This window comes from Streptomyces sp. NPDC088246 (assembly GCF_044741025.1).
Taxonomy (GTDB): domain Bacteria; phylum Actinomycetota; class Actinomycetes; order Streptomycetales; family Streptomycetaceae; genus Streptomyces.
The window spans coordinates 133,915-158,411 of sequence record NZ_JBIURV010000015.1 but is presented as its reverse complement, the minus strand read 5'-3'; the positions used below and the strand labels follow the sequence as shown (position 1 = coordinate 158,411).

The window sequence follows — 24,497 nt, the reverse complement described above, 5'->3', positions numbered from 1 at the left end:
GCTGATCGACAAGACCTTCGCGGCCTCCGACAAGGCCTCCTACGGGCTGAGGCGCACCGTCACCTCCGCCGGGATCTCCCCTCTGGCTGGTGGGGCCACCAACAAGTGGACCTTCACGGCCGGCGGCACGGGTGACACGGCGACCCTCCCGGTCGGCTGACCCCGAGCCGACGCCATGGCGATGCCACCGCCTTGCGAGAAGCGGTGGCACCGTCGTGTTCAACCCCGGGCGAGTGCCGCCTTCAATTCCGCCTCGTCCGGCGGGTTGGCACCGGCCCGTGCGACGGTCACGGCGGCGGAAGCCGCGGCGTGACGCAGGACATCGGTCACGGTGTCCCGGCTCAGCGAGCGCAGCCGTTCACGGCCGTCCGCACCGAGCAGCCCGTGCGAGGCGAGGGCGTGCAGGGTGCCGGACATGAAGGCGTCGCCCGCCCCCACCGTATCGACCACGTCGGCGGGCAGCGCGTCGACCGTCACCTGCCCGTCGCGAATGACGGCCAGGGCACCGTCGCCTCCCCGGGTGACGAGGACGACGGCCGGGCCGGTGGCCAGCCACCGCTCGGCGACCCGCTCCGGCTCCTGGCCCGGATACAGCCACTGCAAGTCCTCGTCGCTGGCCTTGACCACATCGCTGAGCGCGACGCAGCCCTCGACCTTGCGGACAGCCGCGTCGTGGTCCCCCATCAGCTCGGGCCGCACATTGGGGTCGTAGCTGACGGTCGCGGACGTCCGCAGCGCCTCGACGGCGGCGAGGACGGTGGCCGCTCCGGGTTCCATCACCGTCGCGATGGATCCGGTGTGGACGTGGTGGGGCGCCCGGTCCAGGGAGACCGGGTCGAGCGCCCAGGTGATCTCGAAGGTGTACTCGGCCTGGCCGTCGTCGTCCAGGGTCACGACGGCGGACGGGGTGGGTTCCGTGGCACCGTCCGTGCGGATCTCGACCCCGGCGCCGGTCAGATGGTCCCTGATCAGCCGCCCGTTGTCGTCCGGGCCGAGCTGGGTGAGCAGGGTTGCGCCGTGCCCGAGCCGGGCCAGACCGTACGCGACGTTGGCTGGGCTGCCTCCCGGGTGGACCTGGTCGGCCGCACTCGGCAGCCGGACGATGTCGGCGACGCATTCGCCGATGACCAGCAGGTCGAGTCTGTCGAGCATGAGCTGGGGTCTCCTAGTGCGGTGACGAAGGTGTCCTGGTAGGCGGTGCGGCCTCCGAACACATTGAGCCCGATCCTGCCCCTTGCATAGCGGGTGTCCGTCACATCGATGACCGGACGGCCGTCGATGAACGCCTCGATCCGTCCGCCCCGGGCCCGGATCCGCAGCGAAGGAGTCACCCCGGTGCGCAGCAGCACGGGCACTTCGGCGAGTACGGTCGTCTGTCCGCCACCCCTGCGGAAGAGCCGGGCCGTCCGCAGGTTCGGGTCGAGGTTCACGGCATGCCCGTCGGCCGTGTCCGGCATGGCGCGGAGCAGCACGGAACCGGCACCGCTGGTCCCGTCCGGGCCGCCGAACCGTACCAGCGTCGTCAGTTCCAGGTCGCCGTACACGGTGCTGGAGACGGCGGTCGAGTCCCGGTCGAAGCTTCCGGTGCGGCCGGCGCCCGTGGTCGTCCAGTGTCCGGCCGGGACCACGGTGAGATCGCCGAGCCCGCCGCTGCGGAACTCGCCCGCCTGACGGGGTCGCGGGCGAGTCCGGGCCGGTGTCGGTGGCCCGGAAGACGTCACGGAGCCGGTGGACGGTGAGTGTGACGATGCGCGCCTCGCCTCCGTCGGCGAACAGCCTTATCCTCAGGCGCCGTTCACCGTCGGCCGCTTCCTGGGGCAGAGGCGCGGAGGTCCGTCCCGCAAAGTGCTCCGTGAAGTCGCGGACGCCTGCGGCGGTACGGTCCACGAAGGGCTTCCCGGCGCCGATGTCACAGCCGACCACCGTCCGCCGGCTTCCTCCGGTGCGGAGCCGGAGGGCGAATTCGGTCGCGCCGCCCGTGCCTGCATGCCTGCTCCTGGGGACGTACGGTGTCGGCTCAGGACGCTCCTGGCCGGCCTCGCGAACCGGAGCGGCCGGCGCGATCGGAGGCGTCCGTACGGAGCATCGGCACACGCGGCCCGTGCGGCGGTCGGGGGCGGCCGCACCCTGTGGCCGCGTACGTCAAAGCCGCCGCGCGGCGGCCTCCAGCGCGTCGGCCACGAGTACCAGGAACCGTGCATGGGCCTGCGGACTGCAGACCGGCTCCGGATTCCAGGGCAGCACCCGGGCGACGCGCTCGATCGCCGACCACTCCTCGTTCGTCCGGAGCTCGTCCAGGGGTGTGGCGTTGGCGCGGATGTCGGCGAGCACGATGGCGGGGCGCAGCGCCGCGGCGTCCGCCCAGCCGACCGTGGACCAGTTCGCGCCGGGCCCCTCGACCGGCTCCACCAGGTCGACGCCGAACTCGGCCAGCACACGCAGCTCGGGCCACATGCGGGGGCGGGCGAGGTGCGTCCGGTCCTGGCCGGCCGGGGAAAGGGCGACCACCCTGGGCCGATCCGGTCCGGCGGCGAGCATGCGCAGCCGGTCCCGGGCAGCCTCCAGGTCCTGTGTCGCCGTCGTGGCCTCCTCGGCGCCGAGTGAGCGTGCCAGTTGCGCGAACCGGTCACCGATCTCCGCGAGGGTGCGCGCCTGGCCCACGTCGATGACGACGACCGGGACGTGCTCCTCCAGATGTTTGGCGGTCTCCGGGGCGAGCCCGTAGACGTGACCGCCGCCGTAGCTGACGGCCACGACGAGGTCCGGCTCACCGCTCAGCAAAGTGTCCACATCCAGGGTGCTGCCCGCACCGAGATAGCCGACCTCGGTCAGCGACAGCGATCCGGTCTTCGCCGCGTCCGGCACGGCTTGGTCGTCGTGATCGGAGCCGAATATTGCGCTCGGGCGTATCCCGTGGTCCCACAGGGTCGCTCCGGCCTGGACATAGGCGAGCACCCGCGTCGGGCGCCGCCCGGCGGTCGACAACTGACCACGATCGTCGGAGAACTGCCACACGGTCTGCTCCCTCACGTCACACACCCCTCGGCACCGGCCGCTTCGCCCCGTTTCCCGGGTCGTACACCAGTACCTGCCCAGCCAGCCCCCGTGACACCCCCTCCCATGGCCAGTCCGGTACAGATGACGCGAAGACGCCCGCGGGTGGCCGGGGCCGGCGCCCCCGGCACGGATCCCGCCCCGGCCGAGGACCACCCCGCCGTTCGTCAGGGCGTGCGTGTGATGCTGATGGCATGACTGGTCGATCCGACATCGCCGCCGTCCGCCGGCCGGGCCGGCACGGTGCCACTTGGTACGGCGGCGCTCCGCGCCGCCCTGCTCAGGATGCGATTCCTCCCGGGCATAAACGCCCGGGGTTCCTCGCAAGAACAGGGGGCGCGGGACGAGTTGGTTTGCATGGAGCGCACCGTGTGAGTGGGCGCCGGGCGTCGTCCCGCCGATGCCGACGGACCGCTACAGGTCCGCTTCGGTGGTGCGTCCCAGGTAGATGACGGGCCCGGGGTCCAGCACCCGGATCTCGCCGAAGCCGAGACGGTCGTAGAAGGCCCTGGCCGGAGTGTTGGACGTGAGCATGGACAGATGCACGGCCTCGACCGGCCTGTCCGGCCCCCGCGGCCAGGTGCTGGTCCATCTCGGCCTCCAGCGCGGCCTGCATCAGGTGCTGGGCCGGCTCGGGCAACAGCCCGCCCTCGCCCATCAGCCGCAGCCCGCCCTCGGCTGTACGCTCCGCCGCGAGCGCGGCCGGCTCCTCCAGCAGCTCGACGGACAGACCGTTCACGGATACCGGCACCGGCTTCACGTCGGCACCCTGGACGCCCTCGCCGGACCCGGCAAGCGACACGCCCTCAGCGGACTCGATCAGGTGACTCCTTCGTGGAGAGTCCGCACCTGATTCATGACACTCCCGTCGAGGACGCACAATCCGGAGGGCGGTACCTCGATCGTGCGGATGCCTGGTGTGAGGGAGAGAGCCGTGGCCTGCTGCAATCGACCTTGGGCGTCATGGGTCTCTACGCAGACCCGGCGGGGTGGTCCGGACACGTCGAGCACCATCCGTGAAGCGGTGGAGGCGTTGATGAGGGAGAGAGAACGCCAGGCTTCGGTGGGGAGGGGGACGACCTTGTCGGTGTAGTTGGTGATGACCCGTTGGTTTCCGCAGGTGGCCGTTACCTGGGGAAAGAGTTCGTCCGGGCGGCCGGGTTCGTAGTGGCCGGAGGTGAGGACGGGAGCCAGTCGACGCCAGGTGGCGAGCCAGAATGCGAGGGTGTCGCGGTGGTTCGGGGAGAGCCGGGTGAGGCGGGCGGAGATCTGCGGCACGGAGTGCAGGGCCCCATGGAAGTGTCGGGCCACGCTGTCCGGTGTTGCCTGCGGATCCCACATCAGCATGTCGGAGTGGACTGCTCCGCCGGGTGCGAGCAGCGCGATGTCCAACGTCCGGATGCGGTTGGCGACAGGATCAGCCGGGCAGTCGGTGGCGCGCAGCGCGTTGCCGAGTGCGGTCATGGCCGGCCCGGTGTAGGGCTGGCGCAGCTCGATGACGAACTGGTCGCCGCGCAGGGCCCGCAGGGCGTCGCGGATGTCGGCGAGCAGCGCGGCCATCGCCTCTCCGACGTCCGGAATGTAACCGGGGGCCGGTTGGTCGGGTGCGGCGGCGTAGGCCATGGCCTCGTCGAGGAAGTCGATTTTCAGGCCGTCGAGTCGGTACTTGTCGACCAGGGTGCGGCAGGTGTCCGCGATGTGAGCGCGCACCTCGGCGTGTCGGGGGTCGAGGATGTGGCAGTCGAGGTGCGGGACGTGGTGCGGCGCGTACGGTGCCCAGGCTTGGTAGGCGGAGGAGTGCTCTCCCAGAAGGAGCGGGGCGATCCAGGCGGTGTAGCGCAGTCCGGTCCGGCGAACGGTTCTGATGTGGGCGCGGAAGTCGGGGAACTTGACGGGGTCCGGCTGCCAGTCGCCGCAGCCCGCGTAGCCGCGGCCGTTGCCGTGCAGTTGCCAGCCGTCGTCCAGGAACAGCTGGCCGCAGCCGAGGGCGGCGGCGAGGGCGGCCTCTTCCTCGACCTCGGCCGCGGTCATGTCCTGGGTGAAGGCGTACCAGGTCGAGTAGACGGGCGTCCGGGCGAACTCCGGAACGGGCAGCGGCTCTCCGTCGGGCAGACCGGCGAGCCACTGGCGGAGCTGGCGGAGGGCGGCGGCCATGGTGGTGCCCGGCGCGGGGATGCGGACTCGGCAGGTCTGCCCGGCGGCGAGGGAGAGGCGCAGCCACACGCCGAAGCGCTTGCGCTCCTCGGAGACACCGAAGCGGATCCAGGTCTCTTGGACGGTGCAGTCGGTGGCGAGGGCGAGCAGGCTGCGACCGGCGGTGTCGTAGAGACAGCCGACGGGTGCGGATCGTACGAGTGACAGGCCGCGCCATGCCGACCAGTCGGCGGGCAGGGTGCGCTCCCAGCCGGCGTCGGGATGCCAGAAGCCCACGGCGTCGCCCAGTGGGACGTCCAGGCGCAGGGTCACGGTGCCGTCCGCCATTGCCGTGACGAGAGCGTCGGTCCCGGCCGCGCCGTCGTGCGGCAGGGTCAGGGTGGCACTGTCGGCGAGGGTGCGCAGGCTGATTCGTGTGTCGCCCACGGCGAGGGTGTGTTCGCCGTCTTCCCACCGGCCGGGGTCGAAGGCGGACAGGTCGATGAGGTGGATGGACGTGGTATCCACGGAGGGGACCTCTCTGCGGGACGCGAGTGGGGGCGTCCTTGTGGTTGGCTGCCGCGCCTGGGAGTCGCCGGCCGGCGGATTCCTGCCGGCGTCAGGCGACCTGCGGTGTGAGGGAGTGGAAGGGCCGTCCGTCGAGCGTCCAGTGCGGGTCGGGCGTGATACCCAGGGCGGCGTAGACGTGGGCGGCGACATCGGCGTGGCGGAGGCTGTCCGGTGCGGTGGAGGGGGTGATGCCGGGGCTGTTCGCGGCGATCCAGGCGGTGCGCTCCGATGTGCTGCGCCCGCCGTGGCCGCCCTCGTCGCGGTGGCCGTGGTCGGTCACCCCGATGATGGTCCACTCCTCGGACCGGGCGTCGGGACGTCCGCGTACGGCGGTGAGGAGCTGTCCGAGTCGTCGGTCGGCGGTCTCGATCGCGCGCCGGTACTCGGGGCCGCAGCCTTGGTAGTGGGCGGTCTCGTCGACGGCGCCGAGGTAGACGAAGGAGGCGTCCAGGTCTTCGCCGGAGCTGAGAACCCTTACGGCTTCGTCGGTCACGCTCTGGTCGCATTCTTCCCAGGCCTGCGGGGTGTCCTCGCGCGGGGCGATGTAGGCGAGCCTGCTCGGGGCCGCGAAGACCGGGCCGCCCTGCCGGGCCAGGAACAGGGGTTCCCAACCGCCGACCGCAAAGGTTCGCAGCCCGTGCTCGGCGGCCAGCCGGGTGGTGAAGTCGGGGAACACCCCAAGCCGGTTTCCGGTGAAGTTGTTGCCCCAGACTCCGTGCTTGGCCACGCCGACACCGGTGACGATCGTGGTCCAACAGGGGCCCGACATGGTCGGTGTGTCGTCGTCGATGTGGACGGGCGCGAGGAAGCCGGCGTTCGCGAGTTCGTCGAGGTTGGGGGTGTCCAGCAGGGGCAACAGGTCGAGGCGGACGCCGTCGATGCCGACGACCAGGACGCGGGGTGTGGGCATGTTCTCGGTTCCTTCGTGAGTCGGGTGCAGAAGGGGGCGGGGTCAGACGGTGCGGCGCAGCCGGATCAGGCGGCTGGCGTAGTCGCCGGCGGGCAGCCGCAGGTCGATGCCCCGGCGGGTCAGGACGGCGCCGCTGTGGGTGATGCCCTCGTCGATGTCGAGGTAGCGGGCCGCGGGGTCCAGGGCCGGCAGGGCGAGCCCGGGGGCCGGGTGGCCGAAGCGGGTTGCGGGGCGCCAGGCGAGGACGGCGTGTTCGGTGTCGTCCTGGGCCGCATAATGCACGGCTGTCACTCCGTCGGGGCCGTGGAGGCGGTACTGGCGGCCGTGCTGGACCAGGGGGCGGATCTGCTTGTAGCGGATGACGAGCGCGGTGGCCTCGTCGAGCTCCTCCTCGGACCAGGCGGTGAGATCCCCGCCGAGGCCGAGCGCTCCGGCCATGGCGACATGGAAGCGGAAGCGGAGAGGGGTGGTGCGGCCGGTGGTGACGTTGGGGTTGTCGGTCACCCAGGCGGCCATGGCCTGGGCGGGGAAGAGCTGGCTGAAACCGTGCTGAATGCTGATCCGGTCGACGGGATCGGTGTTGTCGGAAGTCCAGGCCTGGTCGGTGCGGGCGAGGATGCCGAGGTCGGCCCGTCCGCCACCGCCCGCGCAGGCCTCGATGCGAAGGCCGGGGTGGTCGGCGCGGAGGCGGTCCATGATCCGGTAGACGGCGCGGGTGTGGTCGATCCACAGCCTGTCGGGGTCCGGGTGGCCCGCCCATCCGGCTTCGGTGACGACCCGGTTGGCATCCCACTTGAACCAGTCGACGTCGTGGTCGCACACCAGCTGGTCCAGGGTCCGGTGGGCCCAGGCCTCGACGTCAGGGCGGGCGAAGTTCAGCATGAGCTGGTTGCGCAGTTCGGTCGCGTCCCGAGTCGCCGCATGGACGACCCAGTCGGGATGGGAGCGGTAGAGGTCGCTGTCGCGGTTGACCATTTCCGGCTCCACCCAAAGTCCGAAGGCCATGCCCAGGCGGTGCACTTCGTCGGCCAGTGGGCGCAGCCCGTCGGGGAATGCCTCCAGCCGGGGTGTCCAGTCGCCGAGGCCCGCCCGGTCGCTGGTTCGGCCGCCGAACCATCCGTCGTCGAGGACGAAGAGTTCGGCGCCCAGACGTGCGGCCAGCCGGGCCAGGTGCAGCTGGCCGGGTTGGCCGACGTCGAAGCCGGTGGCTTCCCACGAGTTGTAGACGACGGGCCGGTCGTGGTCGGGGGTGGGCAGGACGCTGGTGCGGATGTGGGTGTGCCAGGCGCGGCTGGCGGCGCCGAAGCCGTCGGGGGTGTAGAGGCCGGCGAAGACGGGTGTGTGCAGGCTCTGGCCGGGCTGGATGGTCCAGCTGAGTCCTTCGTGGCCGAAGCCGCCGGTCCAGGTGGTCCGGCCGACCGGGTCGCGGTGCACGGTGATGCGCCAGCTTCCGCTCCAGGCCAGGGCGGTGCTCCAGACCTCGCCGTGTTCCTCGTCGGCGGTGCCGTCGTCGAGGGCGAGCCAGGGGTTGGCGTGGTGGCTGGTGACGCCGCGGCGGCTGGTGAGCACGGTCTCGGCGACCGGGAGCCGGTCGCGGTGCAACTGGAACTCGCTGTTCCAGCCGCCCACGAGGTGGCTGAGCCGGTAGTCGGGCAGTGCCGGTACCGTCCAGGAGGCCGAGTCCAGCCGGTCGACGGTGATCGGGCCCGAGTCGTCGGCTCCGGTGTGGGTGAGTTCCACCCAGCGCTCGATGACGTCACTGCCGGGGCGCACGCCGTAGCACAGTTCGGCGGCCAACGGGTAGCGGCGGTCGGCCAGTTGCAGGCGGAGTTCTCCGTCCCGGACCGTGTGGCCGGTAAAGGACCACTGGGTGCCGCGGGTGCCGTCGGCGAACCGCACCTGGAGGCCGGCCGGCCCGAACCGCGCACCGGTCTGCGGGGCCAATTCGTCCGGGGTGGGGTCTGTCTCGAAGCTGCTCGCGGCAGGTGAGGTGGCTGCGGGCAGTCCACAGAGGGCGTCGGTGTCGAGCATTTCCCCCCAGTGCAGATGCCGGGGGCTGCCGTCGGCGCCGATGCGCACGGCGTAGACGCTGTTCGGGGTCCGCAGGACCACCAGCCCGCGGGTGGGGTCGAAGGAAACGGATGAGGGCGTGGGAGGCACAGGAGGTCCCGAGGGGTGTCGAGCGTCGGTGAGGACCCGGGCAAACGGAAACGCCGAATGACGTTTGAAGTGGCCGGAGTTGGGCCAGAGCGTAGGGCCGCTCGAACGAGAAAATCAATACTGGACGAAGTTATTTATTTATCGTAGGTTGCCGCCGTGTTTCCAAACCACTCGCGACCACTGGTGACGGCACCGGCCGAAACCGCCATCCTCACCCTGCTGTTGGCCGAAAGCCCGCTCAGCCGGGTGGAGCTGGCCCGCCGGACGGGTCTGTCCTCGACCGCTGTGACCAAGGCCGCGCGACCACTCATCGACGACGGCTACCTGCACGAACTTCCCCCGGAGCGCACCGCTCCAGGGGCCGGACGCCCCGTGAACCCGCTGGCCGTCACTCCCGACCGGGAGTTCGTCGTCGGTGTGAAGATCAGTGCTGACACCCTCTTCGGCGCGGTCTGCGACCTGCAGGCCCACATGCGCACCACCGCCAGCCGACCGTTGGGCGACCGCGACCCGGCCGCCGTATGTGGGCTGCTGGCCGAACTCGTCGCCGAACTTCTCGACGCGAAACCCGAGTACCGGGCCCGCACCCGGCACCTGGGCATCGCGGTCTCCGGCGACGTGGACCGCCCCTGCGGGCATGTCCGCTACTCCGTGCTCCCCAACTGGCGCGACGTGCCGCTGGCCGAGACCGTCGCCGCGGCGACCGGCCTGACCGTCACCGTGGAGAACGACGTCAAGGCCATCACCGCCGCCGAGCACTGGTTCGGCGAGGGCATCGGCACCGAGTACTTCGCGCTGGTCACCATCGGAGCAGGGATCGGTTCCGGGATCGTCATCAATGGTGAGCTGGTCGCCGGCGCGTACGGCGTCGCCGGAGAAATGGGGCACATCAGCATCGACCCGGCCGGGCCACGGTGCCACTGCGGCCAGGTCGGCTGCGTCGAGGCCATCGCCTCCAGCGACGCCGTCCTCGCCGCCATCCGCTGTGCCACCGACGACCCGGACCTGGACTTCGACGGCGCCGTGCAGCTCGCCCGTGGTGGAGACCCCGCCGCGCAGGGCGTCTTCGCGAGGGCGGGCCACGCCATCGGCGTCGGCATCGCCACACTTGTGAACCTCGTAGGTCCCGAGCGCGTCGTCGTCACAGGCGAGGGGCTCGACACCTACGACCTTTTCGGAATGCACATCAGGGACGCCTACGAAGCGCACTGCTTCAAAGCAGCGGCGAAATGCCCGCTGACCCTGCGTCCGCTCCCCTGGGAGGAGTGGGCCCGCGGCGCCGCCGTCGTCGGCATCCAGGCCCTATTCCCCTGAACGAGTGTCACCATCCTGTTCGCCGGCCCAAGCTTCCGGCGCAACCGATGTCCATCACCGTCTGCCAACTGTGAATGCCGGACACCGGCTGCGCCGGACAACAACACGTACACCCAACCCTCTCAACCTGAAGGACGCGAAGTGAGCGCACGGAGCTCCAAGCTTAGCCGCAGAGGATTCCTCGGCGGATCCATCCTGTTCGTCGCCGGAGCGGCGGTCGGCTGCAGTACCGACCCGGCCGGCGGTGGCTCCTCCAGTGCGAAGACCACCCTGAATGTCTGGTCCCACGCCTACGGCGAGGCCGGCACCCAGCAGGCCCTCACCCGCTATGCCACCGCGTTCACCAAGGCCAACCCGGACATCGCGGTCAAGGTCACCTGGACCCCGGGCGACTACACCGCCAAGCTCAACGCGACCCTGCTCACCGACTCCGCCCCGGACGTCTTCGAGATAGGCGACTTCAGCGAGAGCTTCGCCCGGCGCGGCCAGATAGCCGAGCTGGACGACATCTACGGCAGCGCCAAGTCCGACTTCAACCCGGGCGCCCGCGAGATGGTGACTGTCGACGGCAAGCTCTACGGCGTCAAGACGCTCGACGACGTCATGATGCTCTACTTCCGCAAGAGCGTGCTGTCCAAGGCCGGCATCACCCCGCCCGACAGCTTCGACGCGCTCGCCGACGCGGCCAAGGCCCTGAGCTCCAAGAAGACCAAGGGTCTGTTCGTCGGCCAGGACGGCCTGGGCGACAGCGCCATCCTGTCCGTGTTCTCCAACGGCGGCGACCTCGTCACCGACGACGGCAAGGCGGGCTTCGGCTCCCCTCAGGCCGCCGAGGCCGTGGCCGGGCTCAAGCGCCTTCACGACGACCGGTCCCTGCTGCTCGGTTTCACCACCGACTGGTGGGATCCCTCCGCCCTCACCCAGAACGTCGTCCCGATGCAGTGGGGCGGCCTCTGGTCGATGCCCGCCATCAAGACCGCGCTCGGCGACGACTTCGGCATCCTGCCCTGGCCCGCCTTCAAGCCCGGCGGCAAGCCTGTGGTGCGCGTCGGTGGCTGGAGCACCTGCGTCAACGCCAAGGGCAAGAACGTGGACGCGGCCAAGAAGTTCGTCCAGTGGCTCTGGGTCCAGCAGACCGACCTCCAGACGGACTGGTCGCAGAGCTACGGCCTCCACATCCCGCCCCGCACGTCCGTCGCCGCCTCCGCCGACAAGCTGACCCAGGGGCCCGCCAAGGAGACCGTCGAGCTGGCCGCCAAGTACGGCAGGCACAACCCCAGCACCTGGAACAGCACAGTGAGCGGCCTCTTCACCGCGGCTGCGGCGAAGATCGTCAGCGGGAAGGGCGATGCGGAGCGGCTCCTGGCCGACGCGGCCAAGAAGGCCCAGGGCGAGATCGACAAGCAGCGCGCATGATGAAGTCCGCACCTCCGCCCACGCTTCACCACGAGCGTGTCGGGTGCCCCGCGGCCGAGCCGCGGGGCACCGCCCCCGTCCGCCGTTCCCGCCCGGACTGGCGTGCCTGGGGAGCGTTCGCACTGCTCGCCGGGCCCCTGCTGATCGGCCTGGGCCTCTTCAAGTACGTCGCCATCGGCTGGAGCTTCCTGCTCAGCCTCAGCGAGGCCCGCGGCACCATCGCCCTGGGTCACTGGGTCGGCCTGGACAACTACCAGGCGCTGCTCTCCAATGCGGTGTTCCGCAAGTCGCTCGGCCAGATCCTGCTGTTCACGGTGTTCATCGTGCCGGTGACGTTCGCCGCCTCGCTGGGGCTGGCGCTGCTGGTGCACCGGATCCGGCGCGGCCGGGCCATGCTGCGCACCGCCTTCCTGATCCCGGCCGCCGTCTCCTACGTCGCAGCCTCCCTGCTGTGGAAGATGAGCCTGTTCAACGGGCTGCCGAGCGGCATCGCCAACACGATCGGCGGATGGTTCGGCATGGATGCCGTCCCGTGGCTGCAGACCACCTCGCCGCCGCTGTACTGGGTCGTCCTCGTCACCCTCCGCCTCTGGCTCCAGGTCGGCTTCTACATGGTGCTCTTCCTGGCCGGGCTCCAGGCCATCCCCAAGGAGATGTACGAGGCCGCCGCCCTCGACGGCGCCACCGGCCTGCGCCTGTTGCGCAGGATCACCCTGCCGATGCTGCGCAACACCTCGGTGGCCGTCCTGATGCTGCAATTCATCGCCGCCTTCCAGGCGTTCGACGAGTTCTACAACCTGTTCAACAGCGGGCTGTCCGGGTCGGCCGCGGCCCCGATCCGAACCCCTCTGGGCTACCTCTACGACACCGCGATGGGCTCCCAGAACTATGGCCTCGGATCGGCCGGAGCCTTCGTACTCACCGCCCTCATCGTCGGTGTGACCCTGATCCAGGGCCGGCTCACCGGCTTCGGCAAGGGTGAGGAGTGAGCAGCATGACAACAACACGACAACTGCCGCAGGTAGTACGCCGGTCCGTGCGCGGCCTGCTGGCCGGCCTGCTGACGGCAGTGTTCCTGGCGCCCTTCTACCTGATGCTGCGCAACGCGCTGATGGACACGCAGGGCCTGACGTCGCCGGACTGGACCTGGTGGCCGTCGACGATGCACTGGGAGAACTTCACCTCGCTCTTCAGCGACCCCACCCTGCACATGGGCCAGGCCCTCGGCAACTCGTTGCTGATCGCCGCGATCACCGCCCCGGTGTCGACGCTCCTCGCCTCGGCCGCCGGATACGCCCTCGCGCGCATCCCGGTACCCGGACGCGGCGTCCTGCTCGCCCTGGTGGTGGCCACGCTGATGATCCCCGGCTCGGTGACGTTCGTCCCCACCTTCGTCGTCGTGGGCTCCATGGGCGGGGTCAACACTCTGTGGGGAATCATCGCACCCGGGCTGTTCAATCCCTTCGCCGTCCTGCTCTTCCGTAACTTCTACCTCCAGTTCCCCAGCGAGATCGAGGAGGCCGGACGCCTGGACGGGCTCGGCTGGCTCGGCCTCTACCGCCGGATCGCGTTGCCGTCATCCGGAGCGATGCTCGCCTCGCTCGGCGCGCTCGCCTTCATCGACAGCTGGAACGCCTTCCTGTGGCCGCTGGTCATCGGCCAGGACCCGTCCGCGTGGACGGCCCAGATCGCCCTGTCGACGTTCCTCACCTCACAGACCATCAACCTGCCCGGCCTGTTCGCCGGAGCCGTCGTGACCATCGCCCCACTGGTGGCCATGTTCCTGGTTGCCCAGCGCTACATCGTCGAAGGCATCGCCACCAGCGGCCTCAAGGGCTGAGCCGCACCTGACTCCGGACCGCCGGTCCGGGCCGCACCACCTGAAGATCCAACCCCCACACCCACCCCACCCTTGGAGGGGACAATCATGAGATCCGACAGGTCGGCTCCCGCCGTCAGGAGATTCTTCTCCCGAATCCTGCCTGCCACGGCAGCCGCGGTCACCCTCGTTCTCGCGGGAACCACCGGCTCAGTCGCAGCGCCCCCCAGCACCAACACCACTACTCCAATGACCGGACCGCAGTTGGCAGCCTCCTGGACGGGGCCGCTGAGTACCCGCGGGCGGTACATCGTCGATGCCGATGGCAACCGCTTCAAGCTGAAGGCCGGCAACTGGGCCGGTGCCCAGGGCACCTACGAGGGCAGCGGCGACGTCAACGACCCCGCGAACCACCAGGCGGACCAGATGTCGCACAACATCCCGTTGGGCCTGGACCGCGCGCCGATGAAGCAGATCACGGACGACTTCCACGCGCTCGGGCTGAACAGCATCCGGCTGCCCTTCGCCAACGCGATGATGCACGACACCACGGTCGTACCGGACTCGGCGGTCGCGGCCAACCCGCAGCTGAAGGGCAAGACCCCGCTGCAGGTGTTCGACGCGGTGGTGGCGGCCCTGACCGCCGAGGGGTTCGCGGTCATCCTCAACAACCACACCACCACCTACCGCTTCTGCTGCGGCCTGGACGGTAACGAGCGCTGGAACAGCGGCCAGTCCACCCAGCAGTGGCAGGACGACTGGCTCTTCCTGGTGAACCGCTACAAGGCGAACAAGCGTGTGGTCGGCGCCGACCTGCGCAACGAGATCCGCCGCGACACCTGGGACGATCCCAACTGGGGCCGGGGCGACGATCACGACGTGTACGCGGCCTTCGAGCTGGCGGGCACCCGCATCCTGCAGGCCGACCCCGACATGCTGATCATCATGGAGGGCATCAACTGGTACGGCATCCCGCTGGACGGGCTGGACTACGGCAGGCCGATGCTGACCCCGGTCCGCGAACTCTCCAACACCCTCACCACCTCGGGGAAGCTGGTCTACGCCGCGCACTTCTACGGCTACACCGGGCCGAACTACACGGGTGCCGACAGCGGACCGGGTCACACCAACGACTGGCCGTACGAGGACTTCCCGCTCGACAAGCTGAAGCAACTGGTGCACGACGAGGCCCTGTTCGTCACCCAGTCCGGCCAGCACTTCACTGCCCCCGTCTGGATCAGCGAGTTCGGCGCAGCCGGCCGGGGGTCGGACGACGCCAAGGAGAAGACCTGGTTCGACAACTTCACCGACATCCTGGTCGAGAACGACACCGACTTCGCCATCTGGCCGCTGGTCGGATGGACCGGTGCCAACGGTGTGCCGCAGGACAACTGGGCCCTGATCTCCTACGACTCCGCCGGCAATCGGCAGAGCCTCAACGACGCCGGTGACTGGCGGTCCGCCGACTGGAACAAGCTGGTCAATGGCGCTGGCGTCTCCGGTCCGGTCGCACAGGTCAACCACTGGAACATGCTCGACCTCGACTTCCGGGACCACAACGTCTCCTCCCGCATGCTCGCCCAGGGCGACTGGAGCCCCGGCTACCGCAAGGGCAACTGCCCCGACAGCCAGCGCCTGACCGGCCTCGGCCGCAGTGACAAGCGCGGCCTGTGCACCGACGCGAACCAGCCCGCCAAGGGTGCCGGTGACTGGGTGGCCGTCCATGACGAGCGCTACGTCACCCACGGTGACTGGGCCTCGGGCTACAACAAGCTCCAGTGCCCCGACAACACCTTCGCCGTCGGCTACAGCGTCAGTGGCAACGCCATGGCCGGCCTGCTCTGCGCACCGTCCGCGGCACCGCTGCCGCTCAACGGCCGCAACGTCTGGTTCGACCAGGGCAACAACCGCCCCGCCACGGGCGGCTCGGTCGAGAGCGACTGGGCTCCCGGCTACTACAAGGGTCAGTGCACCGACAACGAGTACGTCGCCGGCGTCGCCTTCACCTGGAAGTGGAACCACGGCGGTGTCCCCGACGCACTGCTCTGTCGTCCGCTGAGCTGACCCACCGCCATCAGTTCCATCAGTTCGATCAGTTCCATCAGTTCCATCAGTTCCATCAGTTCCATCAGTTCCATCATCGAGGAGACCACGGCCATGCCACGACTCGAGGTTGCCGCAGACGGCTTCCGTCTCGACGACCGACCGCTGCGGATCATCTCCGGCGGGCTGCACTACTTCCGGATCCATCCGGAGCAGTGGGCCGACCGGCTTCGCAAGGCACGCCTGATGGGGCTGAACACGATCGAGACCTACGTCCCATGGAATCTCCACTCGCCCCGTCCGGGTGAGTTCCGGCTGGACGGAGGTCTCGATCTCTCGCGGTTCCTCGATCTGGCCGCCGCCGAGGACCTGCACGTGCTGCTCCGCCCCGGCCCGTACATCTGCGCCGAGTGGGAGGGCGGCGGCCTGCCCTCCTGGCTGCTCGCCGACGAGGACATCGAACTGCGCAGCCGCGACCCGCGCTTCCTGAAGGCGGTGGACGACTACCTCGGCGCCCTGTTGCCGCCCGTCCTTCCTCACCTCTCCACGCGTGGCGGCCCGGTCCTCGCCGTACAACTGGAGAACGAGTACGGCGCGTACGGCGACGACTCCGGCTATCTGGAGAATCTGGCGGAGCTGCTGCACCGGCACGGAATCGACGTGCCGCTGTTCACCTGCGACCAGCCCGCCGACCTGGAGCGTGGCGGCCTCGACGGCGTCCTGCGCACCGTCAATCTCGGCAGCCGGGTGGACGCCGGGCTCGCCGCACTGCGCACGCATCAGCCGTCCGGGCCGCTGATGTGCAGCGAGTTCTGGATCGGCTGGTTCGACCGCTGGGGCGGCACCCATGTCACCCGCAGCGCGGCCGACGCCGCGGCGGACCTCGACCGGCTGCTCGCGGCCGGTGCCTCGGTCAACATCTACATGTTCCACGGCGGCACCAACTTCGGTTTCACCAACGGCGCCAACGACAAGGGCACCTACCGCGCCACCGTCACGTCGTACGACTACGACGCGCCCCTGAACGAGGCCGGCGACCCCGCCCCCAAATACGCCGCCTTCCGCGAGGTCATCGCCCGGTACGCGCCCGTCCCCGAGGAGCCGGTACCCGCGCCCGCGCCCAAGCTCGCCCCGGCCGTCGCCGAACTCACCGCATGCGCAAGCCTCCTGGACCAGTGCGAGCGGCTCGGCAGCGCGGTGCACGCCGACCGCCCGCAGGTCATGGAACGGCTCGGCCAGTCCTTCGGATTCCTCCTGTACGAGACGGCGCTCCCGGCGGCCGGTCCGGCCGTCCTCCGCATCGCCGAGGTGCGCGATCGCGCCCAGGTCTTCGTCGACGGCCAGCCGGTCGGCGTCCTGGAACGCGAGAACCATGAGCACACCCTCGCCTTCCGCACCCCCAGGCGCGGCGCGCAATTGGCCGTGCTGGTGGAGAACCAGGGCAGGGTCAACTACGGGCAGGGCATGCACGACCGCAAGGGACTGCTCGGCGAGGTCTCCGTCAACGCACTGGCCCCGGACGGCTGGTACAGCCGGTCGCTACCTCTCGACGACCTGGGCCGGCTGTCCTTCACCGCGTTCGATCCCGCCTCGCCCCCGGTCGGCCCCACGTTCCACCGTGGACACCTGGACATCGAGCAGCCGGCCGACGGCTACATCGCCCTGGACGGCTGGACCAAGGGCCACGTCTGGATCAACGGCTTCGCACTCGGCCGCTACTGGTCCCGAGGACCGCAGACCACGCTCTACGTCCCCGCACCGATCCTGAATACCGGCCGGAACGAGATCACGGTCCTCGAGCTGCACGGCTCCACCGCCCGCACGGTGGAACTTCGGGGCACTCCAGATCTGGGCCCCATCGAGGACTGACGTCCGCGACACCGGTCGGTACGCCTCAGCCGGTGGACCGACCGGCCACGCCGACACGAACATCCAGAGGGACCGAGAATGCCCCAGCACCCTGCCGGTGCCCATGACAGCGCCGCCCCGGCCGGATCCCCGGCAATCCGGTGGAGTCAGGCCGTCATCCACCAGCTGTACCCGCGCAGCTTCGCCGACGGGAACGGCGACGGCGTGGGCGACCTCCCGGGCGTGCGCAGCCGGCTGTCGTATCTGAAGGAGCTCGGCATCGACGCCCTGTGGCTGAACCCCTTCTACGCCTCCCCACAGGCCGACATCGGCTACGACATCGCCGACCACCGTGCGGTCCAGCCCACGCTCGGCACGCTGCTTGACGCCGACGCGCTGATCCGGGAGGCCCACGCGCTTGGGCTGCGCATCATCGTGGACCTCGTGCCCAACCACTCCTCCGACCAGCACGAGTGGCTCCTCCGCGCACTGGAGGAGGGCCCGGGATCGGCACCTTCACCCGCTCCCAGGGGAAGGACGGTTTCCGCGACGGCTGCCGGGTACCGATCCCGTGGACGGTCGAGGGCACCTCGTACGGTTTCGGCACGGGCGGCAGCTGCCTGCCGCAGCCCGAGGGCTGGGGAACCCTCGGCGTCGAAGCCCGGACCGGCGACCCGGACTCGACGCATGAGTTGTACCGCAGCGCGCTCGCGGTACGGCGGACGCACCCGGGCCTCGGCGCAGGTGATGCCGTCGAATGGACCGACGCGCCTGCGGGCGGTGCTCGTCTTCCGCCGCCAGGGCTTCGTCTGCACGATGAACACCACCGATGAGGCGGTACACATCCCCGCACCCGGGCGTCTACTGCTCGCCAGCTCCCCGGTCAGTCCCACCAACAGCTCCACGGCGCGAGCTTCGAGCCGGCCGCGAACACCACGGTGTGGTGGACGGTCTGGCGCCCCGTTCCCGCACCGCTCCTGACGGCCGGCTGGCCGGCCGCAACAAGATCACCGTCCTCCACCGACGACAGAGGAATCCATGCACAGCAAGCGACGCCTCACCGAGCAGCGGCTCGACCGGGTGCTGAACCAGCGCATCCGGCCCGCGGTCCACGCCCGTCCCGTCCCGGTCGAGATCGCGATCTGGAGCGTGCCGGGCGAGCCGGTCCCCGTGGCCGACGGCCTGGCCGCACCGTACGAACCCGTGACGCTCGGGCACCGGTGGGGGCCGCCCTGGTCCACGAGCTGGTTCAGGATCAGCGGCAGGGTTCCGGAGGAGTGGACCGGCCTGCGGGTCGAGGCGGTCATCGACCTCGGCTTCAACGTCACCGGCGCGGGCTTCTCCACCGAGGGCCTGGTCTACCGGGCGGACGGCAGCGTGGTGAAAGCCCTCAACCCCCGCAACGCCTATATCCCGGTCGCCGACCCGGCGGTCGGCGGCGAGGAGTTCACCTACTACGTCGAGGCCGCCGCCAACCCCAACCTGGTCGATGACCACATCCCGTCCCGGACCGGGGACCGGCCCTCCTGGATGACGGGAGTCGGCTCCGAGAGCGCACCCTTGTACCAGCTGCTCCGACTGGAGTTGGCGGTCTTCGACGCACAGGTGTGGGAACTCGTCCACGACCTGGACGGCCTCGGGGGGCTCATGCGCGAACTGCCCGAGGCCGACCCGCGCCGCTGGCAGCTCCTGCACACCATCGAGCGGGCCCTGGACGCAGTCGACCTGCAGGACATCGCCGGCAGCGCCACCGCCGCCCGCGAGGTGCTGCGCCCGGCGTTCGCCGCCCCCGCGGCCGCCAGCGCCCACCGCATGTCCGCCGTCGGACACGCCCACATCGACACCGCCTGGCTGTGGCCGCTGCGCGAAACCGTCCGCAAGGTCGCCAGGACGCTCTCCAATGTCACCCATCTCATGGACGACCACCCGGGCTTCCTCTTCGCCATGTCCCAGGCCCAGCAGCTGGCCTGGCTCAAGGAGCACCGCCCCGAGGTCTACGGCCGGGTTCAGGAGAAGGCGAAGAAGGGGCAGTTCCTCCCCGTCGGCAGCCTGTGGGTGGAACCGGACACCAACATCACCGGCGGCGAGGCCCTCGCCCGGCAGCTGATCCATGGAAAGCGCTTCTACCTCGACGAGTTCGGCGTCGAGACCGAGGAGATGTGGCTTCCCGACACCTTCGGCTACAACGCGGCCATGCCGCAGCTGATGAAACTGGCCGGGGTCCGGTGGTTCCTCACCCAGAAGATCTCCTGGAACACCACCAACAAGTTCCCGCACCACACCTTCTGGTGGGAGGGCATCGACGGCACCAGGATCTTCAGCCACTTCCCGCCGGTCGACACCTACAACGCCGAGATCACCGGCGCCGAACTCGCCCATGCCGTCAGCAACTTCCAGGACAAGGAGGCAGCCAACAGCTCGCTGCTCCCGTTCGGCTACGGAGACGGCGGCGGCGGCCCCACCCGGGAGATGCTGGCCCGGGCCGAGCGTCTCGTCGACCTGGAGGGCTCGGCCAGGGTCGTCATCGAGAGCCCCGCGGACTTCTTCGAGCGGGCACACGCCGAATACCCCGACGCGCCGGTGTGGCAGGGGGAGCTGTACCTGGAGTTCCACCGCGGCACGCTGACCAGCCAGCTGAGGACCAAACAGGGCAACCGACGCAGCGAGCACCTGCTGCGAGAGGCCGAGCTGTGGTCGGCGACCGCCGCCGTGCGCACCGGATTCGCGTACCCTTACCGGGCCCTGGACCGGCTGTGGAAGACGGTCCTGCTGCACCAGTTCCACGACATCCTGCCCGGCTCCTCCATCGCCTGGGTGCACCGGGAGGCGGAACAGACCTACGCCGCCGTCACCGCCGAGCTGTGCGCGATCACGCACGCCGCCCAGCGCGCCCTTGCCGGCGAAGGCAACCTGCCCTTGGTCTTCAACGCCGCTCCGTTCGCCCGCGACGGCGTCCCCGCCCTCGGCGCCACGCTCCGGACCGGGCCGCCGGGCCGACCCGTCGCCCCGGTCCCCTGCGGGGACGGCTTCGTGCTGGACAACGGCCTGGTCCGCGTCAAGATCGACGCCCAGGGCCTGGTGACCTCGGCGTACGACATCGCGGCCGACCGCGAAGCGCTGGCCCCCGGCACCGCCGCCAACCTCCTCCAGCTGCACCAGGACTTCCCCAACGAGTACGACGCCTGGGACATTGACGCCTTCTACCGCAACACCGTTCACAACCTCCTCGACGCCGACTCGGTCAGGGCAGAGGAAGGCGGTGTCCGGATCGTACGGACCTTCGGCGACTCCCGCATCGAACAGCTGGTCTCCCTGTCCAAGGGCTCCCGACGCCTGGACATCGACACCGAGATCGACTGGCACGAGAAGGAGAAGCTCCTCAAGGCCGCCTTCCCGCTCGACGTGCGGGCCGACCACTCCAGTGCGGAGATCCCCTTCGGACACGTCCGGCGCCCCACCCACACCAACACCAGTTGGGACGCCGCCAAGTTCGAGATCTGCGCCCACCGCTTCCTGCACCTCGGCGAACGGGGGTGGGGCGCGGCTGTGGTCAACGACTCGACCTACGGGCACGAGGTCACCCGAGACGTCCGCGCCGACGGCGGCACCACCACCACCGTCCGGCTCTCCCTGCTCCGCGCTCCCCGCTTCCCCGACCCGGATGCCGACCAGGGCCACCACCGCCTGCGATACGGGTTCGTCATCGGCGCCGACATCGCCGACGCCGTCCGCGAGGGCTACGCGTTCAACCAGCCGGAGCGCAGCCTCCCCGGCTCGACCGAGGTCCACCCGCTCGTCACCGCGGACAACGAGGCCGTCGTCATCGAGACGGTCAAACTTGCCGACGATCGTTCCGGCGACATCGTCGTACGCCTCTACGAGGCCCACGGCGGACGCGCACGAACCGTTCTGACCGCCGGCTTCCCGCTGGCGTCGGCGGCCGAGACCGATCTGCTGAAGCGCGAACTCGACCCGCGCGAGAACGTGGACGCCGTACAAGCGGACGGCCGAAGGGTGCGCCTGGCACTCCGCCCGTTCCAGATCCTCACTCTCCGGCTGAGGCGCCGGGCGGGTGACTGACCGAGGCCCTCCGGGACGGGCCGTCTCCACCGTCCGCAGCGTGCTGGTGGGATCTCACCCCGCGAGGGTGCCGCGGTATCCGGAGACCGCGCAATCCTGTCGCAGAGCCGTCAGAGCCAGTTTCCTGGCAGGCCATCCGTCCGTCCGTACCCGCCCCCGGGCCGGACAGGTGATGCCCCCTCGCGGAGTTCCGGTGCGGGACTCCTCCAACACGCCGCCCTCAGCGAGGACGCCGCCTTGAGGAACGCCTTCACCAGGACCGACCTCACCGACAGAGCCCTGCAAAGCGATCAAGTCGCACATCCCAATTGACGGTCGAGTCGTCGCGGGGCTCCGAGCAGCCGTGTTCCTTAAGCCACTCCATCGGCTCCACCATGCCGGTCATAGATCCCCGGGGTCACCGACCTTACAAGTGATCAGCCAACCCACGACCAAAAAAGGTAGGACCGCCGTGCCTGCACTCCCCGCCGCCGTCCTGTTCGACATGGACGGCACCCTGGTCGACACCGAGCACCTCTGGCTCCAGGTCACCGCCGAACTCGCCGCCGGCCTCGGCCACACCCTCACCGAGGAGGACCTGCCCGAGGTGCTCGGCCGCGCCGTCGACCACACCGCCGCCCATCTGTACCGCATGACCCGGACCAGCTTCACTGCGGATACCTTGGCCGAACTCCTCAGCGACGCTTTCCGCAGCAAGGTCGCCGCCGAGGTCGTCCCCCGGCCCGGCGCACTGGCGCTGCTCGCCGAACTGTGCGACGCTGCCGTGCCTACCGCGCTGGTCTCGTCCTCCCCCCGCCGCGTAGTAGACCTGGTCCTCGGCAGCCTCGGCGATCAGTGGTTCACCGTCGCCCTCGCCGCCGAGGACACCGAGCGCACCAAGCCCGACCCTGCCCCCTACCTGGCCGCCGCTGATCGACTCGGACTGGACCCTTCGAACTGCGTGGCCGTCGAGGACACTCCGACCGGGGTCGCCTCCGCGCGCGCCGCCGGCTGCTCGGTGGTGGCCGTTCCCTCCACCGTGCCGATCGCCAAGGCCGACCGGATCACCCTGCTGGACAGCCTCGAACAGGTCGACCTGGCGCTGCTCTCCGCGCTGACCGTGCCGACGACGCAGACCGCCTGATGCCGTCACCCACTGCTCGCGCTCGCATGTTCGCGAGAACCTGGGTCTACCAGGAATCAGGCGTGGTTCGTCTGAATGGCCTACAGGGTTTCCGGTAGGCCGGGTGGTCTACGCTCGTCCGGTGGAAAGGCGCCGCATCTCGGGGGAACCTCACCGCACACAACGCGCACCAGCAAAATACCAGGTCAGAAGCCCTTCGCGGCCGGTTCAAGGATGGCGACGCACTCCACATGGTGCGTCATCGGGAACACATCAACGGTTTCACCGGCCTCCCAACAGAGGCGGGCGTCCAGTTCGACGCCTCTGCCGCCCAACAACCGAACAGCAGCCTCGTCACCTGGACTGTCTGGGCCGGTCCGAGCCTCGACCACCCCACTTGGAGCCTCGCGGCTTCTCCTCGCACCCAGCCTCGCTGCTGGCCGATCCCACCGCGAATCTCGCCCAAGAAACCGGCACCCGCCGACCCACCGTGGCCGCCTGTCAACGCAGGACGCCCCTTGGCACCGCGTCGGCGGCCATCCCGCCAACAGCCGGGCCCACGGTCAGCCGCGCCCGCTGGACGCCAGCACCGTCCCCAGGTCGCAGCTCACGGCTTATCACCGCTGCAGTCCCGGACAAAGCTGGCTTCCCGGGCGCGGGGCGTAGGCAGCCTGTCCGCCTGGCTCCGAATTGGCCGAGTGACCTCGGAAGCACGGCCCCCGTGGCGACGACCTCGTCGCTCCAGGCCATGACGTCGAGCAGGAGCCCATCGAGTGGCCCCCGACCAACCCGGCGTACGTGTGCCCGCGCTCGAGTCCGTGCTGACCGTCGCGCTGAGCGCCGTAGTCCTTGCGCGGGAGAAGTCCTTCGCCCATGACGCCAGAACGGCACCCAAACAACACAGCGGGCAGACAGACGAGGCGTCGGGACCGCGTCAAAGCGGGGGAAGATGGCGGGCTGCTCGCGCTCATGTTGCTCACCGACTCGCGCCGCGGCGCGGCGCGTTGCTCGGGCCCGGACGGCGAACTGGTGCCCCTGGCCGAGCGGGACTTCCCGCAAAGCCGCCGCCGGTCGCCGACGGAAGGCTGAAGCCAATGTTCAGCCGGCGTCGACACCGAGTCCGGTCAGGAACGCCGCAGCGGCCGGGGTGGGGCGCAAGCGGCTCCAGACCAACCGCTCCGTGCGGGCGGGCGCGTCGCGGACGGGCAGCACATGTACTCCGGTCAGTTCCGCCGCGAAGGCGGCCGGAAGCATGGCGATGCCGAGCCCGCTGCGGACCAGCCGGACGATGAAGTCGGTGCCGCTGACCTCGAAGGCCACCTCACGGGTGAGCCCCATCGCCGCGAACGCCTCCTCCGACTGTGCCCGGGCCGCGGTGCCGTCGGGGTAGTCGACGAACATCTCCTTCGCCAGCTGTTCCAGACCCACTTCCGCCTCACCGGCCAGGGAGTGGGTGGGGGCCACGACGGCGACCAGTTCGCCCGTGGCGAGTTCGCGATCGCTCACGCCCTTCGGCCGGTAGCTCGGCAGCACGCCCAGGAACGCCACGTCGAGCGCGCCGTCCCGCACTTCCTGGACCAGGTCCTTGCTCGCCCCGTCGCGCAGGACGATGTGCACCTTCGGGTAGCGGAGGTGGAACGCCCGCAGCGCGGCCGGGATATCGACCGCGGCGACGGTCGGGATGGCTCCGACCGCCAGGCGTCCGCGGACCTCCCCCGCTGTGGCGGCCACTTCGGCACGGGCCCGTTCCGCCGCGTCCAGCGCCTGCCTGGCCTCCGGCAGGAACGCCTCGCCCGCCGCGGTGAGCCGCACCTGACGGCTGGTGCGGTCGAAGAGCCGGGCCCCCAGCTCCTTCTCCAGCCGCGCGATCTGATGGCTCAACGCGGACTGGACGACCAGACACCTCTTCGCGGCGCGGGTGAAGTTCCCCAGTTCGGCCACCGCCACGACGTACCGCATCTGCTGAAGTTCCATCCATCCATCGTGAACCACGATCGATGAAATGAAAAACATGTGTTGGACTCATGGATGGTGGATCCCCGACGCTG

The 24,497-nt window shown here is 70.0% G+C and carries 15 protein-coding genes and 3 pseudogenes; 10 read left to right on the top strand and 8 right to left on the bottom strand.

The genetic code is table 11. The features are described 5' to 3' along the window. Nucleotides 1-219: 219 nt before the first annotated feature. The 4 genes and pseudogenes from ACIPEK_RS21945 to ACIPEK_RS21930 all read right to left on the bottom strand — a co-directional run. The gene (locus tag ACIPEK_RS21945; RefSeq protein ID WP_401998653.1) at nucleotides 220-1,152 is read right to left on the bottom strand and encodes a carbohydrate kinase; all 933 of its coding nucleotides are present in this window, start codon (nucleotides 1,150-1,152) and stop codon (nucleotides 220-222) included. Between the two features lie 669 nt (nucleotides 1,153-1,821). Continuing rightward, nucleotides 1,822-1,923 (bottom strand): annotated as a pseudogene (locus ACIPEK_RS21940) (hypothetical protein); the annotation flags it as partial. Nucleotides 1,924-2,142: 219 nt separating this feature from the next. Continuing rightward, entirely contained in the window at nucleotides 2,143-3,030 is an 888-nt protein-coding gene (locus ACIPEK_RS21935) for an ABC transporter substrate-binding protein (protein ID WP_401998526.1), read from the bottom strand. Nucleotides 3,031-3,468: 438 nt separating this feature from the next. Then, a pseudogene (locus ACIPEK_RS21930) lies at nucleotides 3,469-3,615 on the bottom strand (GNAT family N-acetyltransferase); the annotation flags it as partial. Here ACIPEK_RS21930 and ACIPEK_RS21925 point away from each other — a divergent pair. Beyond that, nucleotides 3,581-3,907 (top strand): hypothetical protein, encoded by a 327-nt coding sequence (locus tag ACIPEK_RS21925; RefSeq protein ID WP_401998523.1) that lies wholly within the window; start codon nucleotides 3,581-3,583, stop codon nucleotides 3,905-3,907. The pseudogene ACIPEK_RS21930 and the gene ACIPEK_RS21925 overlap by 35 nt on opposite strands. Here the strand turns inward: ACIPEK_RS21925 and ACIPEK_RS21920 are convergent. From ACIPEK_RS21920 to ACIPEK_RS21910, 3 genes are all read right to left on the bottom strand, one after another. Continuing rightward, a complete protein-coding gene (locus tag ACIPEK_RS21920; RefSeq protein ID WP_401998520.1) occupies nucleotides 3,874-5,715 on the bottom strand; it encodes a glycoside hydrolase family 36 protein in 1,842 nt (613 codons plus the stop codon). The genes ACIPEK_RS21925 and ACIPEK_RS21920 overlap by 34 nt on opposite strands. Before the next feature lie 91 nt (nucleotides 5,716-5,806). Then, nucleotides 5,807-6,667 (bottom strand): alkaline phosphatase family protein, encoded by an 861-nt coding sequence (locus ACIPEK_RS21915; RefSeq protein ID WP_401998518.1) that lies wholly within the window; start codon nucleotides 6,665-6,667, stop codon nucleotides 5,807-5,809. A 42-nt stretch (nucleotides 6,668-6,709) separates the two neighbouring features. Further along, complete coding sequence (locus ACIPEK_RS21910) at nucleotides 6,710-8,827, bottom strand: alpha-galactosidase (RefSeq protein WP_401998515.1); 2,118 nt, start codon at nucleotides 8,825-8,827, stop codon at nucleotides 6,710-6,712. Nucleotides 8,828-8,983: 156 nt separating this feature from the next. Between ACIPEK_RS21910 and ACIPEK_RS21905 the strand changes: the two genes are divergently transcribed. The 9 genes and pseudogenes from ACIPEK_RS21905 to ACIPEK_RS21865 all read left to right on the top strand — a co-directional run bounded on the left by ACIPEK_RS21905 (nucleotide 8,984) and on the right by ACIPEK_RS21865 (nucleotide 22,470). Beyond that, the gene (locus ACIPEK_RS21905) at nucleotides 8,984-10,141 is read left to right on the top strand and encodes an ROK family protein (protein ID WP_401998512.1); all 1,158 of its coding nucleotides are present in this window, start codon (nucleotides 8,984-8,986) and stop codon (nucleotides 10,139-10,141) included. A gap of 141 nt (nucleotides 10,142-10,282) precedes the next feature. Further along, on the top strand, nucleotides 10,283-11,557 hold the full coding sequence (locus ACIPEK_RS21900; protein ID WP_401998509.1) for an ABC transporter substrate-binding protein: 1,275 nt from the start codon (nucleotides 10,283-10,285) through the stop codon (nucleotides 11,555-11,557). After that, nucleotides 11,554-12,546, top strand: a complete 993-nt coding sequence (locus ACIPEK_RS21895) for a carbohydrate ABC transporter permease (protein WP_401998507.1) — start codon at nucleotides 11,554-11,556, stop codon at nucleotides 12,544-12,546. The genes ACIPEK_RS21900 and ACIPEK_RS21895 overlap by 4 nt, the downstream gene beginning before the upstream one ends. A gap of 5 nt (nucleotides 12,547-12,551) precedes the next feature. Then, nucleotides 12,552-13,397, top strand: a complete 846-nt coding sequence (locus tag ACIPEK_RS21890) for a carbohydrate ABC transporter permease (protein ID WP_266356299.1) — start codon at nucleotides 12,552-12,554, stop codon at nucleotides 13,395-13,397. Nucleotides 13,398-13,484: 87 nt separating this feature from the next. Continuing rightward, nucleotides 13,485-15,440, top strand: a complete 1,956-nt coding sequence (locus ACIPEK_RS21885; protein WP_401998504.1) for a glycoside hydrolase family 5 protein — start codon at nucleotides 13,485-13,487, stop codon at nucleotides 15,438-15,440. Between the two features lie 93 nt (nucleotides 15,441-15,533). Beyond that, nucleotides 15,534-17,288, top strand: a complete 1,755-nt coding sequence (locus ACIPEK_RS21880; protein WP_401998501.1) for a glycoside hydrolase family 35 protein — start codon at nucleotides 15,534-15,536, stop codon at nucleotides 17,286-17,288. 78 nt (nucleotides 17,289-17,366) lie between these two features. After that, nucleotides 17,367-18,220 (top strand): annotated as a pseudogene (locus ACIPEK_RS21875) (alpha-amylase family glycosyl hydrolase); the annotation flags it as partial. An 85-nt stretch (nucleotides 18,221-18,305) separates the two neighbouring features. Further along, nucleotides 18,306-21,347 (top strand): alpha-mannosidase, encoded by a 3,042-nt coding sequence (locus tag ACIPEK_RS21870; protein WP_401998498.1) that lies wholly within the window; start codon nucleotides 18,306-18,308, stop codon nucleotides 21,345-21,347. A 451-nt stretch (nucleotides 21,348-21,798) separates the two neighbouring features. Then, nucleotides 21,799-22,470 carry an HAD family hydrolase gene (locus ACIPEK_RS21865; protein WP_401998495.1) on the top strand — a complete coding sequence of 224 codons (672 nt, stop codon included), beginning with the start codon at nucleotides 21,799-21,801 and terminating at the stop codon, nucleotides 22,468-22,470. 1,077 nt (nucleotides 22,471-23,547) lie between these two features. On the opposite strand, the gene ACIPEK_RS21860 is transcribed toward ACIPEK_RS21865, so the two are convergent. Then, entirely contained in the window at nucleotides 23,548-24,423 is an 876-nt protein-coding gene (locus tag ACIPEK_RS21860) for a LysR family transcriptional regulator (RefSeq protein ID WP_401998493.1), read from the bottom strand. Nucleotides 24,424-24,497: the final 74 nt, after the last annotated feature.

Excerpts from the sequence above, each read along its gene's own strand:
- ACIPEK_RS21945 (WP_401998653.1), bottom strand. The coding sequence starts at position 1,152 with ATGCTCGACAGACTCGACCTGCTGGTCATCGGCGAATGCGTCGCCGAC.
- ACIPEK_RS21915 (WP_401998518.1), bottom strand. The coding sequence starts at position 6,667 with ATGCCCACACCCCGCGTCCTGGTCGTCGGCATCGACGGCGTCCGCCTC.
- ACIPEK_RS21895 (WP_401998507.1), top strand. The coding sequence starts at position 11,554 with ATGATGAAGTCCGCACCTCCGCCCACGCTTCACCACGAGCGTGTCGGG.
- ACIPEK_RS21890 (WP_266356299.1), top strand. The coding sequence starts at position 12,552 with ATGACAACAACACGACAACTGCCGCAGGTAGTACGCCGGTCCGTGCGC.
- ACIPEK_RS21885 (WP_401998504.1), top strand. The coding sequence starts at position 13,485 with ATGAGATCCGACAGGTCGGCTCCCGCCGTCAGGAGATTCTTCTCCCGA.
- ACIPEK_RS21880 (WP_401998501.1), top strand. The coding sequence starts at position 15,534 with ATGCCACGACTCGAGGTTGCCGCAGACGGCTTCCGTCTCGACGACCGA.
- ACIPEK_RS21870 (WP_401998498.1), top strand. The coding sequence starts at position 18,306 with ATGCACAGCAAGCGACGCCTCACCGAGCAGCGGCTCGACCGGGTGCTG.
- ACIPEK_RS21860 (WP_401998493.1), bottom strand. The coding sequence starts at position 24,423 with ATGGAACTTCAGCAGATGCGGTACGTCGTGGCGGTGGCCGAACTGGGG.